General features: G+C 75.0%; 15 protein-coding genes. 9 read left to right on the top strand and 6 right to left on the bottom strand.

The genetic code is table 11. The annotated features are described in order from the left end of the window. Positions 1-84 precede the first annotated feature (84 nt). Both BLU55_RS10490 and BLU55_RS10485 read left to right on the top strand, forming a co-directional pair. Positions 85-1,803, top strand: a complete 1,719-nt coding sequence (locus BLU55_RS10490; protein ID WP_197680956.1) for a sensor histidine kinase — start codon at positions 85-87, stop codon at positions 1,801-1,803. After that, positions 1,800-2,486: a response regulator gene (locus tag BLU55_RS10485; protein ID WP_231916823.1), complete on the top strand. Its 687-nt coding sequence runs from the start codon at positions 1,800-1,802 to the stop codon at positions 2,484-2,486. Before BLU55_RS10490 ends, BLU55_RS10485 begins: the two co-directional genes overlap by 4 nt. Here BLU55_RS10485 and BLU55_RS10480 read toward each other — a convergent pair. Genes BLU55_RS10480 through coaA form a run of 3 tightly spaced genes read right to left on the bottom strand, consistent with a single transcriptional unit; the run spans position 2,462 to position 4,992 of the window. Then, on the bottom strand, positions 2,462-3,079 hold the full coding sequence (locus BLU55_RS10480) for a class I SAM-dependent methyltransferase (RefSeq protein WP_091733750.1): 618 nt from the start codon (positions 3,077-3,079) through the stop codon (positions 2,462-2,464). The two genes, BLU55_RS10485 and BLU55_RS10480, sit on opposite strands and share 25 nt — an antisense overlap. Beyond that, positions 3,076-4,023, bottom strand: coding sequence for a DUF389 domain-containing protein (locus BLU55_RS10475; protein ID WP_091729292.1), 948 nt, complete (start codon positions 4,021-4,023; stop codon positions 3,076-3,078). The genes BLU55_RS10480 and BLU55_RS10475 overlap by 4 nt, the downstream gene beginning before the upstream one ends. Positions 4,024-4,032: 9 nt before the next feature. After that, positions 4,033-4,992 (bottom strand): type I pantothenate kinase, encoded by a 960-nt coding sequence (gene coaA, locus BLU55_RS10470; protein WP_091729290.1) that lies wholly within the window; start codon positions 4,990-4,992, stop codon positions 4,033-4,035. Positions 4,993-5,067: 75 nt separating this feature from the next. Between coaA and glmS the strand changes: the two genes are divergently transcribed. Further along, positions 5,068-6,912: a glutamine--fructose-6-phosphate transaminase (isomerizing) gene (glmS, locus tag BLU55_RS10465; protein ID WP_091729287.1), complete on the top strand. Its 1,845-nt coding sequence runs from the start codon at positions 5,068-5,070 to the stop codon at positions 6,910-6,912. Positions 6,913-6,931: 19 nt separating this feature from the next. Next, positions 6,932-7,309, top strand: coding sequence for a holo-ACP synthase (locus BLU55_RS10460; RefSeq protein ID WP_091729284.1), 378 nt, complete (start codon positions 6,932-6,934; stop codon positions 7,307-7,309). Positions 7,310-7,322: 13 nt separating this feature from the next. On the opposite strand, the gene BLU55_RS10455 is transcribed toward BLU55_RS10460, so the two are convergent. Beyond that, complete coding sequence (locus BLU55_RS10455; protein WP_091729282.1) at positions 7,323-8,252, bottom strand: PDDEXK family nuclease; 930 nt, start codon at positions 8,250-8,252, stop codon at positions 7,323-7,325. 118 nt (positions 8,253-8,370) lie between these two features. On the opposite strand from BLU55_RS10455, the gene BLU55_RS10450 reads away from it, so the two are divergent. The 5 genes from BLU55_RS10450 to tsaB are packed head-to-tail and all read left to right on the top strand — an operon-like array spanning position 8,371 to position 13,605. Then, entirely contained in the window at positions 8,371-9,744 is a 1,374-nt protein-coding gene (locus tag BLU55_RS10450; protein WP_091729278.1) for an NAD(P)H-hydrate dehydratase, read from the top strand. A gap of 30 nt (positions 9,745-9,774) precedes the next feature. Then, a complete protein-coding gene (gene alr / locus BLU55_RS10445; RefSeq protein ID WP_091729276.1) occupies positions 9,775-10,959 on the top strand; it encodes an alanine racemase in 1,185 nt (394 codons plus the stop codon). After that, a complete protein-coding gene (locus tag BLU55_RS10440) occupies positions 10,956-12,011 on the top strand; it encodes an alpha/beta fold hydrolase (protein ID WP_091729273.1) in 1,056 nt (351 codons plus the stop codon). Before alr ends, BLU55_RS10440 begins: the two co-directional genes overlap by 4 nt. Then, positions 12,004-12,963, top strand: coding sequence for a tRNA (adenosine(37)-N6)-threonylcarbamoyltransferase complex ATPase subunit type 1 TsaE (tsaE, locus tag BLU55_RS10435; RefSeq protein ID WP_231916822.1), 960 nt, complete (start codon positions 12,004-12,006; stop codon positions 12,961-12,963). The genes BLU55_RS10440 and tsaE overlap by 8 nt, the downstream gene beginning before the upstream one ends. A 9-nt stretch (positions 12,964-12,972) precedes the next feature. Continuing rightward, positions 12,973-13,605 (top strand): tRNA (adenosine(37)-N6)-threonylcarbamoyltransferase complex dimerization subunit type 1 TsaB, encoded by a 633-nt coding sequence (gene tsaB / locus BLU55_RS10430; protein WP_091729271.1) that lies wholly within the window; start codon positions 12,973-12,975, stop codon positions 13,603-13,605. Here tsaB and BLU55_RS10425 read toward each other — a convergent pair. Both BLU55_RS10425 and BLU55_RS10420 read right to left on the bottom strand, forming a co-directional pair. Beyond that, positions 13,598-14,311: a DUF1295 domain-containing protein gene (locus tag BLU55_RS10425; RefSeq protein WP_091729268.1), complete on the bottom strand. Its 714-nt coding sequence runs from the start codon at positions 14,309-14,311 to the stop codon at positions 13,598-13,600. The genes tsaB and BLU55_RS10425 overlap by 8 nt on opposite strands. Positions 14,312-14,321: 10 nt before the next feature. Continuing rightward, positions 14,322-15,095 carry a DUF1295 domain-containing protein gene (locus BLU55_RS10420; protein ID WP_231916821.1) on the bottom strand — a complete coding sequence of 258 codons (774 nt, stop codon included), beginning with the start codon at positions 15,093-15,095 and terminating at the stop codon, positions 14,322-14,324. Position 15,096: the final 1 nt, after the last annotated feature.

The following is a 15,096-nucleotide window of genomic DNA, read 5'->3' as shown; positions in this document are numbered from 1 at the left end:
ACCTCCTCGGTGAGTTCCGTGGGAGCATGTCCCGCGGATGTGGCGCCCGTCACGCTTGCGGAAGCAATGGAGGTTGTGGTCGTTGTGGTCAGCGTCACGTCGGGTCGACGCCGTGACCCGAGCCTCGCGGCGCAGGTGCTGGTGCTGCAGCTCGCGGTCGTCGTCGGGGTGCTCGCGCTCGTCGCGGTGATCTCGCTGCGCCAGTCCGGCGCGACCTTCGAGGAGCAGGCCGGCGCCCGGGTGCGCTCGGTCGCGGAGTACGTCGCCGACTCCAGCCAGGTGCGCACCAAGCTCGAGGAGGTCGCCGACCCGGCCACCGGCGTCGCCGCCCGCGACACGGCCAACCAGCTGGCGCCCGCGCTGGAGTCCGCGCTGAGCCTGGCCCGGGCCGACGAGATCGACATCACCGACACCAGCGGGGAGGTCCTGGTCAGCTCCGACCCGCTGCGCCTCGGTGGCCGCGCCGACCTCGCCGGCAGCGACGTGCAGCAGGGCCGCGGCTGGTCGGGGCTGCGCGAGTCCGGCGGCCGCACGGTCGTGGCCGCGCACGCGCCGGTCCTCGCCGACGACGACGGCGAGGAGGGCGAGCTGGTCGGCCTGGTCCTGGTCGAGCTGGAGTACCCCTCGGTGTGGGAGCGGCTGACCTCCAGCGCCGCCGACCTGGCGCTGTTCCTGGGCCTGGGCACGCTGCTGGGCGTGCTCGGCACCTACGTCGTCTCCCAGGTCGTCAAGCGCCGCACCCGCGGCCTGGGCGCCTCGGAGATCTCCCGGCTCGCCGACCACCGCGAGGCGCTGCTGCACAGCATCCGCGAGGGCGTGCTCGCCGTCGGCACCGACGGCCGCGTCACCATGGTCAACGACGCGGCGCTGGTGCTGCTGCGCCTCGAGGAGGACCCCGTGGGCCGGCCGCTCGCGGAGCTGGGCCTGGGCGACCAGGTGGTCTCGCTGCTCGACGGGTCGGCCGCCGCCGACGAGGACACCGTCGCCGTGGTCGCCGACCGCGCCCTGGTGTTCAACCGCCGCACGGCCTCGAGCCGCGGCAGCCGCATCGGCACCGTCACCACGATGCGCGACCGCACCGAGCTGGTCTCGCTGCAGAGCCAGCTGTCGTCCAACCTGTCGATCACCGACACCCTGCGGGCCCAGACCCACGAGTTCAGCAACCAGCTCCACACCATCTCGGGGCTGGTCCAGCTGGAGGAGTACGACGAGGTGCGCGCCCTGGTCGGCACGCTCGCGCGCCGGCGGGCCGAGACCTCCGACTTCGTGACCGCGCGGATCCAGGACCTGGCCGTGGCCGCGCTGGTGCTGGCCAAGTCGAGCGTGGCCGACGAGCGCGGCGTGTGCCTGGAGCTGACCGAGGACTCCGCCCTGCCCGCCCTGGCGCCCGGCGACTCCGCCGACCTGACCACCGTGCTCGGCAACCTGGTCGACAACGCCGTCGACGCCTGCAGCGGCCGCGAGGACGCCGAGGTGACGGTCTCGCTGCAGGCGGGGATGTCGTTCCTCCACGTCGAGGTCGCCGACAACGGGCCGGGCGTGCCCGAGGAGCTGCGCGAGGCGATCTTCGTGCGCGGGTTCTCCACCAAGCCCGAGGTGCTCGGCGGGCGCGGCATCGGGCTGCCGCTGGTGCGGCTGATCTGCGCGCAGCGGGGTGGGAGCATCGAGGTCCACCAGGGCCGGGGCGCGGTGTTCTCGGTGCGGCTGCCGCGCTCGGTCCACCCGGCCGACCCGACCCCAGGCCCGACCCCGGGCCCGACCCCTGCCCCGCACCCGTCCCACTCGTCCGGGAGGACCGCGTGACCGGCCCGATCAGCGTGCTCGTCGTCGACGACGACTTCATGGTGGCCAGCGTGCACCAGCGCTTCGTCGCCCGGACCCCGGGCTTCGAGGTCGTGGGCAGTGCCCGCACCGGTGCCGAGGCGCTCGCCCTGGTCGAGGAGCTGCGGCCCGACCTGGTGCTGCTCGACGTGCACCTGCCCGACATCAGCGGTCTCGAGGTGCTGGCCCGGCTGCGCGCCGAGGGCCGCCAGACCGGCGTGGTGATGGTGACCGCCGAGCGCGGCGCCGACGCGGTCCGCACCGCGCTGCACGGCGGCGCCCTGCAGTACCTCGTCAAGCCCTTCGACCACGACGACCTGGCCGCGCGGCTGACCCAGGTCGCGGCGGCCCTGGGCGAGCTGCACGCCGGCCCCACCGACCAGGACACCATCGACCGGCTCTTCGGCACCGCCGCGCCCGCTTCCCGGGCCCCCACGGCGCTGCCCAAGGGGCTCAGCTCCGAGACCGGCCAGCTGGTCCTCGAGGCGCTGCGCGGCGGGGCCGAGCTGTCGGCGGCCGAGGCGGGGGAGCAGCTCGGGCTCTCGCGGGTCAGCGCGCGCCGCTACCTCGAGCACTTCGTCACCACGGGCGAGGCGCAGGTGCGGCTGCAGTACGGCGGCGCCGGTCGCCCCGAGCGCCGCTACCGCAGCACGGCGACGACGTAGTCCTCGCCCACCGGCTCCAGGCCGTAGCCGCCGAAGACGTGCTCGACCACCAGCCCGGCCTGCGCGGCGTGCTCGCGCAGCAGCGCCAGCGGGTAGTCGCGGCTGTGCTCGGGGCCGGCCACCGGGTGCCAGCCGAGCAGCACGCACCCGCCGTCGACGAGCAGGTCGCGCCAGCGCCGCAGCACCTCGACCTCGGTGTCGTCGGCGAGGTAGACCACGACGTTGCCCACCGCCACCACCGCGTCGTACGCCGTGGGCCGGCCCACCGCCTCCAGCACGCCCGGCACCAGCTCCACCAGGTCGCGCTCGACCACGGGCACCTCGGGGAAGCGCTCGCGCGAGATCGCCACCAGGGCCGGGTCCTTCTCGACCGCGGTCACGTCGTGGCCGCGCCGTCGCAGCGCCTCGGCGACCCGGCCGAGGCCGGAGCCGGCGTCGAGCACGCGCGCCCGGCGGGGGAGCAGCACGTCGGCCAGCCGGGCCTCGCCGTCGACGTCCTCGCCGGCGTCGAGCCGCTCGGTGAAGGTGCGGACGTACGGCGTCGCGAGGGTGTCCTCGATCCGCTCCCAGCGGGTGTGCCGGGGCTCGCTCATCGCGGCAGCACCCGCCCGCGCGACCCGGCGGCCACCCGCGACCACACCAGCCGCTGCACCAGCAGCGTGAGCGTGCCGGCGAGCAGGATGCCGACCAGGTTGATGCCGAGCTGCAGCAGCGCCGAGGCGGCCTCGCCCCAGATGCCGCAGGCCAGGCACACGGCGACGGTGCCGACCGCGGGGATGGTGGTGACCGAGATGAACACCCCGACCAGCGGCCCCGACTTGGCGGTGGTGAGCGACAGGGTGCCGGCGATGCCGGCCAGCACGGCGACCACGAAGGACCAGGCGTCGGGGCTGACGATGAAGTCGGTCAGCTCGCCGGTCCCGGCCTGGGTGCGCGTGAACCCGCCGGCGGCGTACGCCACGGACCAGAGCGCGGTCGCCAGCGCGACGGCGATCCCGAACCCGGCGCCGAGGGCGAGCAGGGCGCGCGGCAGCAGCGAGGGGCGTGGCCGGGCGAGCGCGAAGCAGATCGCCGCGACCGGGACGAACTCCGGGCCCACGACCATGGCGCCGACGATGAGGATCGGCTGGTCGAGGATCCGGCCCGCTCCCGCGATCAGCGTCGCCAGGGTCATGAAGGCCACGAACGCCCAGGACAGCCGCGAGTCGTCGCGCAGCCGCTGCTCGACCGAGACCCAGACCACCCCGTCGTCCGGGGCGCCCGGCGCGACCCGCTCGGCCTCGTCGGCGGCGTGGGAGAGCAGCGTCCCGACCTCGTCGATGCTGATCGAGCCGTGCCGGTGCAGCTCGAGGTCGCGGAGCCGGCCCACCACCGCGGTGGCGTTCTCGCGGGCCACGTCGGCGAGCACCAGGCAGCCCTCGGGCTTGCGGAACCCGTGGGGCACCACCACCAGGTTGGTCACGGTGGGGTCGGCGGCCAGCAGGTCGACGACCTCGTCGGTCTGCCCGCTCGGGACGCGCAGGCGCAGGTGGAGCACCGGTCGCCCTCAGAGCTTCCGGAGCCGGACCCAGCGCACCGAGTGGTCGTGGTCCTTGCGCAGCACGAGCGTGGCGCGCGAGCGGGTGGGCTGGACGTTCTGCTTGAGGTTGGGGCCGTTGATGTCGTCCCAGATCCGGGTGGCCTCGGAGACCGCCTCGTCGTGCGAGAGCGAGGCGTAGCGCGCGAAGTAGGACTGCGGGTCGCGGAAGGCGGTCTCCCGCAGCCGCAGGAAGCGGTCGGTGTACCACCGGCGGATGTCGCTGGTCGCCGCGTCGACGTAGACCGAGAAGTCGAAGAAGTCGCTCAGCGCCAGCCCGGTGCTGCCGTCCTCGCGGGTGCGGGCCGGCTGCAGCACGTTGAGGCCCTCGATGATGACCACGTCGGGGCTGCGGACGACGACCTTCTCGTCGGGCACCACGTCGTAGACCAGGTGGCTGTAGGTCGGCGCCTCGACCTCCTCCCTGCCCGACTTGATGTCGACCACGAACTTGAGCAGCGCCTTGCGGTCGTAGGACTCCGGGAAGCCCTTGCGGTGCAGCAGGCCGCGCTCGCGCAGCTCGGCGTTGGGCAGCAGGAAGCCGTCGGTGGTGACCAGCGAGACCCGCGGGTGCTCGGGCCAGTGGGCGAGCATGTGCTGGAGCACGCGGGCGGTCGTCGACTTCCCGACGGCCACCGACCCGGCCAGGCCGATGACGAACGGCGTGCGCGGCGGCTGGGTGCGGTGGAGGAACTCCTCCTGGCTGCGGTGGAGCTGGCCCGCCGCGCCGACGTACAGGCTCAGCAGCCGCGAGAGCGGCAGGTAGACCTGCTGCACCTCGTCGAGGTCGAGCTGGTCGCCGAGGCCCTTGACCCGGTCGATCTCGACGTCGGTGAGGGGTTGCTCGGTGGCACGACCGAGCGCGGCCCAGGCCTGGCGTTCGAGCTCGACGTACGGCGAGCTCTCGCTCGCGTGCGAGCCGTTCGACATGTGCGCACCCTAGGGCCTGGACCAGCCGGGCCGCTGAGGCGGGGCTGGACGCCGTACCCGCCTAGGATGTCGCCCATGTGCGGAATCGTGGGGTACGTCGGCCACCAGCAGGCCCGTGACGTCGTGATCGAGGGGCTGCGCCGCCTGGAGTACCGCGGCTACGACTCAGCGGGCATCGCGGTCATCGACAGCGGCACCATCGCCTCGGACAAGCGGGCCGGCAAGCTGGCCAACCTCGAGCAGGCGCTGGCCGAGCACCCGCTGCCCCCCTCCAGCACCGGCATCGGCCACACCCGGTGGGCCACCCACGGCGCCCCGACCGACCTTAACGCCCACCCCCACCAGGGGCAGAAGGGCCGCGTGGCGCTGGTCCACAACGGCATCATCGAGAACTTCCGGCCGCTGCGCGCCGAGCTCGAGGCCGCCGGCCACTCGATGCTGTCGGCCACCGACACCGAGATCGCCGCCCACGTCCTCGAGACCGAGCTGCTGCGCACCGACGACCTCACGCTCGCGATGCAGGCCGCCTGCCGCCAGCTCGAGGGTGCCTTCACGCTCGTCGCGGTCGACGCCGAGGACCCCTCCCGCGTGGTCGCGGCCCGCCGCAACTCCCCGCTGGTCGTCGGCCTGGGCGAGGGCGAGAACTTCCTCGGCTCCGACGTCGCGGCCTTCATCGAGCACACCCGCGAGGCGCTCGAGCTGGGCCAGGACCAGGTCGTGACCATCACCGCCGACGGCGTCGAGGTCACCGACTTCGACGGCAACGCGGCGGAGGGGAAGCGCTACCACGTCGACTGGGACCTCTCGGCCGCCAAGAAGGACGGCTTCGACTGGTTCATGCGCAAGGAGATCTTCGAGCAGCCCCGCGCCGTCGGCGACGCGCTGCTGGGCCGGCACTCCGGCGACGGCCAGCTCCAGCTCGACGAGCTGCGGCTCAGCGAGCACGACCTGCGCCAGGTCGACAAGATCGTCATCATCGGCTGCGGCACGGCCAACTACGCCGGCCTGGTCGCGAAGTACGCCATCGAGCACTGGACCCGGATCCCGTGCGAGGTCGAGCTGGCCCACGAGTTCCGCTACCGCGACCCGATCCTCACCAGCAACACCCTGGTGGTCGCGATCAGCCAGTCCGGCGAGACCGCCGACACCCTGATGGCGGTGCGCTACGCCCGGCTCCAGAAGGCCAAGGTGCTGGCCATCTGCAACACCAACGGCTCCACCATCCCGCGCGAGTCCGACGCGGTCATCTACACCCACGCCGGCCCCGAGATCGGCGTCGCCTCGACCAAGGGCTTCCTGACCCAGCTGGTGGCCTGCTACGTGCTCGGGCTCTACCTCGCCCAGGTGCGGGCCACGAAGTTCGGCGACGAGATCGCCGCCGTGGTGCACGAGCTGGAGAAGATGCCGGCCCACGTCCAGCAGGTGCTCGACGGCGCCGAGGCGGTCTACGCCCTGGCTCGCAAGCACGCCGGCACCCGGTCGGTGCTGTTCCTCGGCCGCCACGCGGGCTTCCCGGTGGCCCTCGAGGGCGCCCTCAAGCTCAAGGAGCTGGCCTACATCCACGCCGAGGGGTTCGCGGCCGGCGAGCTCAAGCACGGCCCGATCGCGCTCATCGAGGAGGGGCTGCCGGTCTTCTGCGTGATGCCTCCCCAGGGACGCGACCAGCTGCACGACAAGATGGTCAGCGCGATCCAGGAGATCCGGGCCCGTGGCGCCCACACCTTGGTGCTCGTGGAGGAGGGTGACGACGACGTCGACGACTACGCCGACGAGATCATCCGGCTGCCCGTCGTACCCACCCTGCTGCAGCCGATCCTGGCCACCGTCCCGCTCCAGCTCTTCGCCTGCGAGCTGGCCACGGTCATGGGCCACGACGTCGACCAGCCGCGCAACCTGGCCAAGTCCGTCACGGTCGAGTGAGGCCCGGGGCGGTCGCGCCGTGATCGTCGGGATCGGCACCGACGTGGTCGACCTCGCCCGCTTCGCCGCCACGCTCGAGCGCACCCCGACGGTCCGCGCCCGGCTGTTCACCCCCGCCGAGGCGGCGCTGCGCCCGGAGTCCCTGGCCGCGCGGTTCGCGGCCAAGGAGGCGCTGGCCAAGGCCCTCGGCGCCCCCGGCGGCCCGGACGGCCCGGACGGCCCGGACGGCATGGCCTGGCACGACGCCGAGGTCGTCACGGACGCTGCCGGCGCACCGAGGTTCGAGCTGCGCGGCACCGTCGCCGCCCTGGCCGCCGAGCGGGGCGCGACCACCGTCCACCTCTCGCTGTCCCACGACGCCGGCGTCGCCCTGGCCTTCGTCGTCCTCGAGTCGTGAGGGTGAGAGGGCGCTAGGACGCCCTCTGGCCCCCACGACGCGGGAGTCCGAGCGCCTGGAGGTCGGCGACCACGTCCTCGGGACGGTCGCGCAGTTCGCGGGCGCTGCAGCGCACGATGACGCGACCGGGGCCGCTCAGGCGCCGCTGCCGCGCCAGGTCGTCCTCCCAGTGCTCCACCTCCATGTGGAAAGCCCCGTCGACCTCCAGCGCCAGCACGGTGCCGTCGGCGAGCACCCACTCGCAGTCCACGAAGCGGAGCCGGCCGCGGCTGTCGCGCCGTCGGCGCTGCTGGCGTGGACGGGGCAGGCCGAAGCGCCGCACCACCCGGAGGAGGTCGACCTCGGCCAGCGACTGGGCGCCGCCCTCCAGGTCGCGCAGCGTCGCGCGGAACAGCGGCGCACGACGCAGCGGACGCATGCCCGCCAGCTCGGTCAGCAGCAGGGTCGGGGTGGTGAGCCGCTGCTGCACCGTCGCGGCCAGCAGGCCCTGCGCGGTGCGGGGCGAGCGCTCGTAGCCGGCGAGGAGGAGCGCGGCCGGCTCCACCCGTGCCAGGGGGAGTGCGGAGCGCCGGTCGCGGAAGCGTCGCAACGGACGCCGGGTGCGGGCGAAGACCAGTCCGGGGAGCGGCTCGACGTCGGCCTCGTCGTCGACCAGCACGGTCACGTCGTCGCGGTGCCACCCTCGCAGGCCGTGGACCTCCAGCGCGCTCAGCCCGCCCACGACGCAGTCCGCCCCGGCGTGCAGGGCGCCGAGCCACATCGTCGCCTCCCGGGACAGCGGTCCGGTGAAGGTGCTGACGACGGTGCTCGAGCGCTCGGCCCAGCGGCGCGCGGCGACCTGGTTGCGCACCCGCTTGCGGTCGCAGCCCAGGGCCCGCAGCTGGCGCCGGGCGACCAGCCCGGCCTGGGCCGTCGCGAGTCGGGCGATGACGAGGTCGTCCATGCCCAGACCCTGGCGCAGCCGGGCCGAGGGCGCGCTCGGCGATCCACAGGCAACCGGGTCGTGAGGGTGAGCGGGCGCCAGGGCGCCCGGTGGCACCCACGACTCGTAGGTTGGGGGGATGAGGCGCGCACACACCGTGGAGCAGGTCCGGGCGGCGGAGCGGGAGCAGATGGCCAGGCTGCCCGAGGGGGCGCTGATGCAGCGGGCGGCAGCGGGGCTGGCGGTGGCGGTGGCCGACCTCCTGGGGGCGTCGTACGGCGCGCGCGTGCTGCTGCTGGTCGGGGCCGGGGACAACGGTGGCGACGCGCTGTGGGCCGGGGCGGTGCTGGCGCGCCGCGGGGTGTCCGTCGAGGCGGTCCTGCTCGCCGAGCAGGCGCACGCCGAGGGGCTGGCGGCGCTGCGCCGGGCCGGGGGACGGGTGGTCGAGCGGGCCGAGGCGCGCCGGCCCGACGTCGTGGTCGACGGGATCGTCGGCATCGGCGGGCGGCCGGGTCTGCGCGAGGCGGCGACCGCCGCGCTGGCCGGGCTGGAGGACGTGCCGCTGGTGGCCGTCGACGTGCCCTCCGGCGTCGAGGTCGACACCGGCCGACTGGACGGCCCCCACGTGCGCGCCGACCTGACCGTCACCTTCGGCACCCTCAAGGTCGCCCACCTGGTCGACCCGGCCGCAGCGGCGTGCGGGGTGGTGCACCTGGTCGACCTGGGGCTGGACCTGCCCGGGCCGGACGTCGAGGCGCTGCAGCCCGACGACGTCGCGGCGCTGCTGCCGAGGCCCGACGAGGCGGCCCACAAGTACACCCGCGGCGTGGTCGGGGTCCGGGCCGGCTCCGCGACCTACCCGGGTGCCGCGGTGCTGTGCACCTCGGCGGCCGTGAGCGGGCTGGCCGGCATGGTGCGCTACCTCGGCTCCGCCGCCGACGCGGTGCGCGCCCGGCACCCGGAGGTGGTGGTCGCCGAGGGCCGCGTGCAGGCCTGGGTCGTGGGCTCGGGCGGCGACGCCGACGCCGAGCAGGCGCTGGCCGACGCGCTGGCCGACGGCGTGCCGACCGTGGTCGACGCCGACGCGCTGCAGCACGTGCGGCGGGGGCCGGGCGACCTGGTGCTGACCCCGCACGCCGGCGAGCTGGCCCGGATGCTCGGCGTCGAGCGCGCCGAGGTCGAGACCGACCAGCTGGGGTCCGCCCGCCGCGCCGCCCGCGAGCTCGACGCCGTGGTGGTGCTCAAGGGCCGCCACACCCTCGTCGCCCGTCCCGACGGGGCCGTCCGGGTGACCACGAGCGGGGTGCCCTGGCTGGCCGTCGCCGGGGCCGGGGACGTGCTGGCCGGGATGGTCGGGTCGCTGCTCGCGGCCGGGCTCGACCCCTGGGACGCGGCCTCGGTCGGGTCGTGGGTGCACGGGGCGGCGGCCGCCCTGGCGAGCGCCGGGGGACCGCTGAGCGCCTCGCGCGTGGCGGACGCCATCCCCGAGACGGTGCGTCGGCTGCTCACCTGAGCCGCTCCGGGGTGGGAGGATGGTCGCGCCATGGACGCCTCCGACCCCGCCCGGGGACCCCGCGCGGACGCCGAGGTCGTCGTCGACCTCGCGGCGGTGCGCCACAACGTCCGCCGGTTGCGCGAGCTCGTCTGGGCCGACGCCGAGTCGCCCGGCGAGGTGATGGTCGTGGTCAAGGCGGACGGCTACGGCCACGGGATGGCCCAGGTCGCCCGGGCCGCGCGCCAGGCCGGCGCCGGCTGGCTGGGCGTCGCGACCCCCGGCGAGGCGCTGGCGCTGCGGGAGGCCGGCGACACCGGCCGGCTGCTGTGCTGGCTGGCCGCTCCCGGCCACGACTTCGCGCCGCTGGTGGCCGCGGACGTCGACTGCACGGCGTACTCCGTGGCGCAGCTGGACGAGGTCGTGGAGGGAGCGCGCAGCGCCGGGCGCCCCGCCCGGCTGCAGCTCAAGCTCGACACCGGCCTCTCGCGGGGCGGCGCGACCCGCGACCACTGGCTGGCGCTGGTGACCGGGGCCCGGCACGCCGAGGACGAGGGCACCGCGGTCGTGACTGGCCTCTGGTCGCACCTGGCCTGCTCCGACGAACCCGACCACCCCGCCAACGCCGCCCAGGTCGCCGCCTTCGCCGAGGCGCTCGCGCTGGCCGACGACGCGGGGCTGCGGCCGGAGGTGCGCCACCTGGCCAACTCCGCGGGCGCGCTGCTGCACCCCGCGGCCCGCCACGACCTGGTGCGGCTCGGCATCGCGACGTACGGCGTCAGCCCCGCCCCCGACGTCGTCACCGAGGCCGAGCTCGGCCTGCTCGCCGCGATGACCGTGCGCGGCCGCCTGGTGATGGCCAAGGAGCTCTCCGCCGACGACGGCGTCTCCTACGGCCACACCTACGTCGCGACCGGGCCGGAGCGGGTCGGCCTGGTCCCGCTGGGGTACGCCGACGGCGTCCCGCGCCACGCCTCCTCCCGCGCCGAGGTGCTGGTCGACGGCCGGCGCGCGCCGGTGCGCGGGCGGGTCTGCATGGACCAGTTCGTCGTCTCCGTGCCCGAGGGCGAGGCCGGCGACGAGGTGCTGCTGCTCGGCCCGGGGACCCAGGGGGAGCCGACCGCCAACGAGTGGGCCGCCTGGTCCGACACCATCGGCTACGAGATCGTCACCCGCATGGGTGCCCGCACGCACGGCCGCGCGACCCGGGTGTGGGTCGGTCAGGAGGACACGTGAGCAAGCGATCCCTCGCCTACACCTTGGGCGGCACCGGTGCCGGCATGGTGGCGGCCCTCGTCGCCGGGGTGGTGGTCGAGCGCCGGGTGGTCGAGGCCCGCCGCGAGGGTGCCGCCGAGGCCGACAAGCTCGGGTCGCTGCACTCGCCGCCGCTGGCGGTCACCTGCGACGACGGCGTCGTGCTGCACGCCGAGCTGGACGAGCTCGACCCGCCGCAGCGGGCGGAGGCGGCCCCGACGCTGGTGTTCGTGCACGGCTACGCCCTGAGCCTGGACTGCTGGCACTTCCAGCGCGACGCCTTCCGCGGCCGCTTCGAGATGGCCTTCTACGACCAGCGCTCCCACGGGCGCTCGCAGCGCTCCGACAAGGAGCACGTGACCATCGACCAGCTCGGCGACGACCTGGCGCGGGTGCTCGAGCAGGTGGTGCCGGACGGCGACGTGGTGCTCGTGGGCCACTCGATGGGCGGCATGTCCATCATCGCCTTCGCCGAGCGCCACCCCGAGGTGTTCCACGAGCGGGTGCGCGGCGTCGCGCTCATCTCGACGACCGCCGGCGGCCTGCGCCCGCACCGCACGCTCAGCCGCTGGATCCCCGACGGCCTCGGCCAGCTGGTCGCGCCCCGGCTGGTGGCCGCGCTCGCCGGCGCTCCCGAGCTGGTCGACTCGGCCCGCCGCGGCGGCTCCAACATCGGCTTCCTGGTCTCGCAGATGTTCGCCTTCGGCCACAAGGACGTGCCGGCCGCCGAGGTGGAGTTCCTCGACGAGATGCTGGCCGACACCCCCTTCGAGGTGCTGGCGGCCTTCTTCCCCAACTTCTCCGCGCTCGACAAGTTCCAGCAGCTGCCGATCTTCCGCAGCGTGCCCACCACGATCGTGTGCGGCACCAAGGACCGGATGACCTCGATCGGCCACAGCCGCAAGATGGCCGAGATCATCGAGAACGCCACCCTGGTCGAGTCCGAGGGCTCGGGCCACATGGTCATCTTCGAGGACCGGGCGCTGGTCAACGCCGCGCTCGTGGAGCTGGTCGAGGCGGCTGCCCGTGAGTGAGCACCCCGCGACCGCACGTCCCGCCACCGGGCGCCTGAGCGAGCCCGTCATCGACCCGGTCGACGGCCTGGTCATCCGCGAGGTCGACGGCAGCCGCGCGGCCGACGTCCTGGCCGTGGTCCACGAGGCCTTCGGTGCCCGCCCGCCGCTCGACCCGCCGGCGACGGCCCTCGACGAGACGGTGGAGTCGGTGCGCGCGGCGCTCGACGCCCACGGCGGCCTGCTCGCCGAGCACGACGGCGTCCCCGTCGGCGTGCTGCTGTTCGAGCTGCGCGGCCGGATGCTGGGGCTGCGCCGGGTCGGCGTGCGCTCGCGGGCCCGCGGCCTCGGCGTGGCCCACCGGCTCTCCGCCCGGGCGATGCGGATCGCGGCCGAGCGCCACTTCGGCGGCATCGAGCTCGAGGCCCGCGTCGAGCTCCCGCAGACGGTCGCGATGTGGGCGCGCTACGGCTTCGTCGAGGCGGGCCGCAACGGCAACCGCCTCACCATGCTCAAGCTGCTCCCGATCGAGCGCACCCTGCCCACGCCCGAGGACACCCGTGCCTTCGGCGGCTGGATCGCCTCGCTGCTGCGCCCGGGCGACATGGTCATCCTCAGCGGCGACCTGGGCGCGGGGAAGACCACGCTCACGCAGGGCCTCGGCGAGGGGCTCGGCGTCCGGGGTCCCGTCACCTCGCCCACCTTCGTGATCGCCCGCGTCCACCCCTCGCTGGTCGACGGTCCGCCGCTGATCCACGTCGACGCCTACCGGCTGGGGGAGAGCGCCGAGCTCGACGACCTCGACCTCGACACCGACGTCGAGACGGCCGTGACGGTCGTGGAGTGGGGCCGGGGGCTCGCGGAGGGGCTGGCCCACAGCCGGCTGGAGCTGGAGCTGACCCGGGCCGACGACGACGTGCGCCGCCTGCGGCTGACCCCGGTGGGTCCGCGCTGGCGCGAGCTCGTCTTCTAGGCTCACGCCGTGCTCCTCGCCTTCGACACCGCCACGTCCCGGGTCACCGTGGCGCTCCACGACGGGACCCGCGTGGTGGCCTCCCACGACGCCGACGAGGCGATGCGCCACGGCGAGATGCTCGCCCCCGGCATCGCGCGGGTGCTGGCCGAGGCGGGCGCGACCGTGCGCGACCTGACCGGGATCGCCGTCGGCGTCGGCCCCGGTCCCTTCACCGGCCTGCGCGTCGGCCTGGTCACCGCCCGCACCCTGGCGCTGGTGCGCGACCTCCCGGTCCACGGCGTCTGCACCCTCGACGTGCTGGCGGCCGAGGCGGTGCGCGACGGCCTCGAGGGCGACTTCTCGGTGGCCACCGACGCGCGCCGCAAGGAGGTCTACCTCGCGTCGTACGCCGGGGGCCGCCGCGTCGCCGGACCCGTCGTGGTGCGACCGGCCGACGCGGACGTGGCCGGACCGGTCGTCGGCCGGGGCGCGGTGCTCTACCCGGAGGTGTTCGGCGACGCCCGGGGGCCCGAGCAGCCGTCCGCCGCCGTGCTCGCCGAGGCGGTCCGGGCCGGCACGGTCGAGCTGCTGTCCTCCGAGCCGCTCTACCTGCGGCGCCCCGACGCCACCGCGCCCGGGAAGCCCAAGCGGGTCAGCTGACCGCGGGGGCGCTGCGCGGACCGGCCGCGCGCCGGCGCTGCAGCAGCACGAGCGCGCCCACCACCACGGGCGAGACCAGCCCGAGGTAGCCCGGCCAGGCGTCGGCCGCGACCAGGGCGATCCCCACCCACACGACGACGTCGCCGCTCCACGAGCGCCCGGTCGCGACCAGCGCCTGTCCCGCCAGCCACGCAGCCAGCCCGACCCAGGTCAGCAGGCCCAGGACGCCGATCGACAGGCTGGTGACCTGCAGCGGGGCGCTGACCAGCCACAGCGCGGGCACCGCCAGGGCGGCCGGGACCCCGAGCAGCGGCGCGGGGTGACCGGTGCCCGAGCGCAGCACGTGGAGCACCGACCACAGCAACGCCATCACGCACGGCAGCCAGACCAGCGTCGCGATGCCGGGGGAGAGGGGGTCCTGGTCGGACCACGCCATCGCCCCCTGGCCGCTCGACAGCGGGGCGTACGCCGTCCACCCGAAGTCCTCCGGGGTGCGGGTGCCCCACGCGATCCACAGCAGCGAGACGACCGCCACGGCGGCCGTCGCCCCCGACCAGGTGTGCGCCGCGGTCGTGCCCGGCGACCAGCCGTGGCGCCGGCCGAGCGCCCGCACGAGGAGCACCACGGCGGCGACGGCGGCCAGGGAGGACAGGGCGACCCGCAGGGTCGCCCCGAGGTCGAGGTAGAAGTCCAGGCCCGAGGTCACCCCCAGGAGACTAGGAGACGGCCACCTTGCGGGGCGGCAGGGGGACGAACATCGAGGTGCGGGCGGCGTACTCCGGGTAGCCCGCGCGCTTCATCATGGTCTTCTCCAGCAGCCTGGCGCCGGTCGCGAAGACGAGGAAGTAGGTCATCACCACGGGGGAGAGGACCGTGGCCAGCCCGACCAGGCCACCGCCGAGGCCGACGGTCCAGACGCCCCACCAGACGCAGGCGTCGCCGAAGTAGTTGGGGTGGCGGGTGTAGCGCCACAGGCCCTGGTCCATCACCTGCGGGCGGCTCTCGCGAGGCCGGGCGCGGTACGCCGAGAGCTGCGCGTCGCCGACGGTCTCGAAGACCAGGCCGACGGCCCACACCACGACGCCGACCACCACCAGCCAGGTCCAGCGGGTCTCGGTGACCGCGGCGACCTGGACCGGCAGGGACACGAACCACATCGCCAGGCCCTGGGTGAGGAACACCCGCGTCACGGCGAACGAGTAGGGCTTGCCGTCGAGGAGCTCGGCGTAGCGCGGGTCCTCCTCGTCGGTGGCCAGCAGCCGCTGCAGCGTGTGGCGCCCCAGCCGCAGGCCCCACAGGCCGACCATGACCAGCAGCAGCCAGCGCACGCCAGCGTCGCCGACCAGGGCGCACACCAGCGCGACCAGCACGAAGCCGAAGCCCCAGGTGGCGTCGACGATGACGACCCGGCCCATCCTCCGGGCCAGCAGGGCGGTCGCCACCATGAGCAGCGCGACCGCGACGAGCGAGGCCAGGAGGACGGTCAGCACC

It is taken from the genome of Nocardioides scoriae (assembly GCF_900104965.1).
In the GTDB taxonomy this organism is placed as follows: domain Bacteria; phylum Actinomycetota; class Actinomycetes; order Propionibacteriales; family Nocardioidaceae; genus Marmoricola; species Marmoricola scoriae.
Note: the sequence above shows the minus strand (reverse complement) of the source record. Positions and strands in the feature narration are given on the sequence as shown.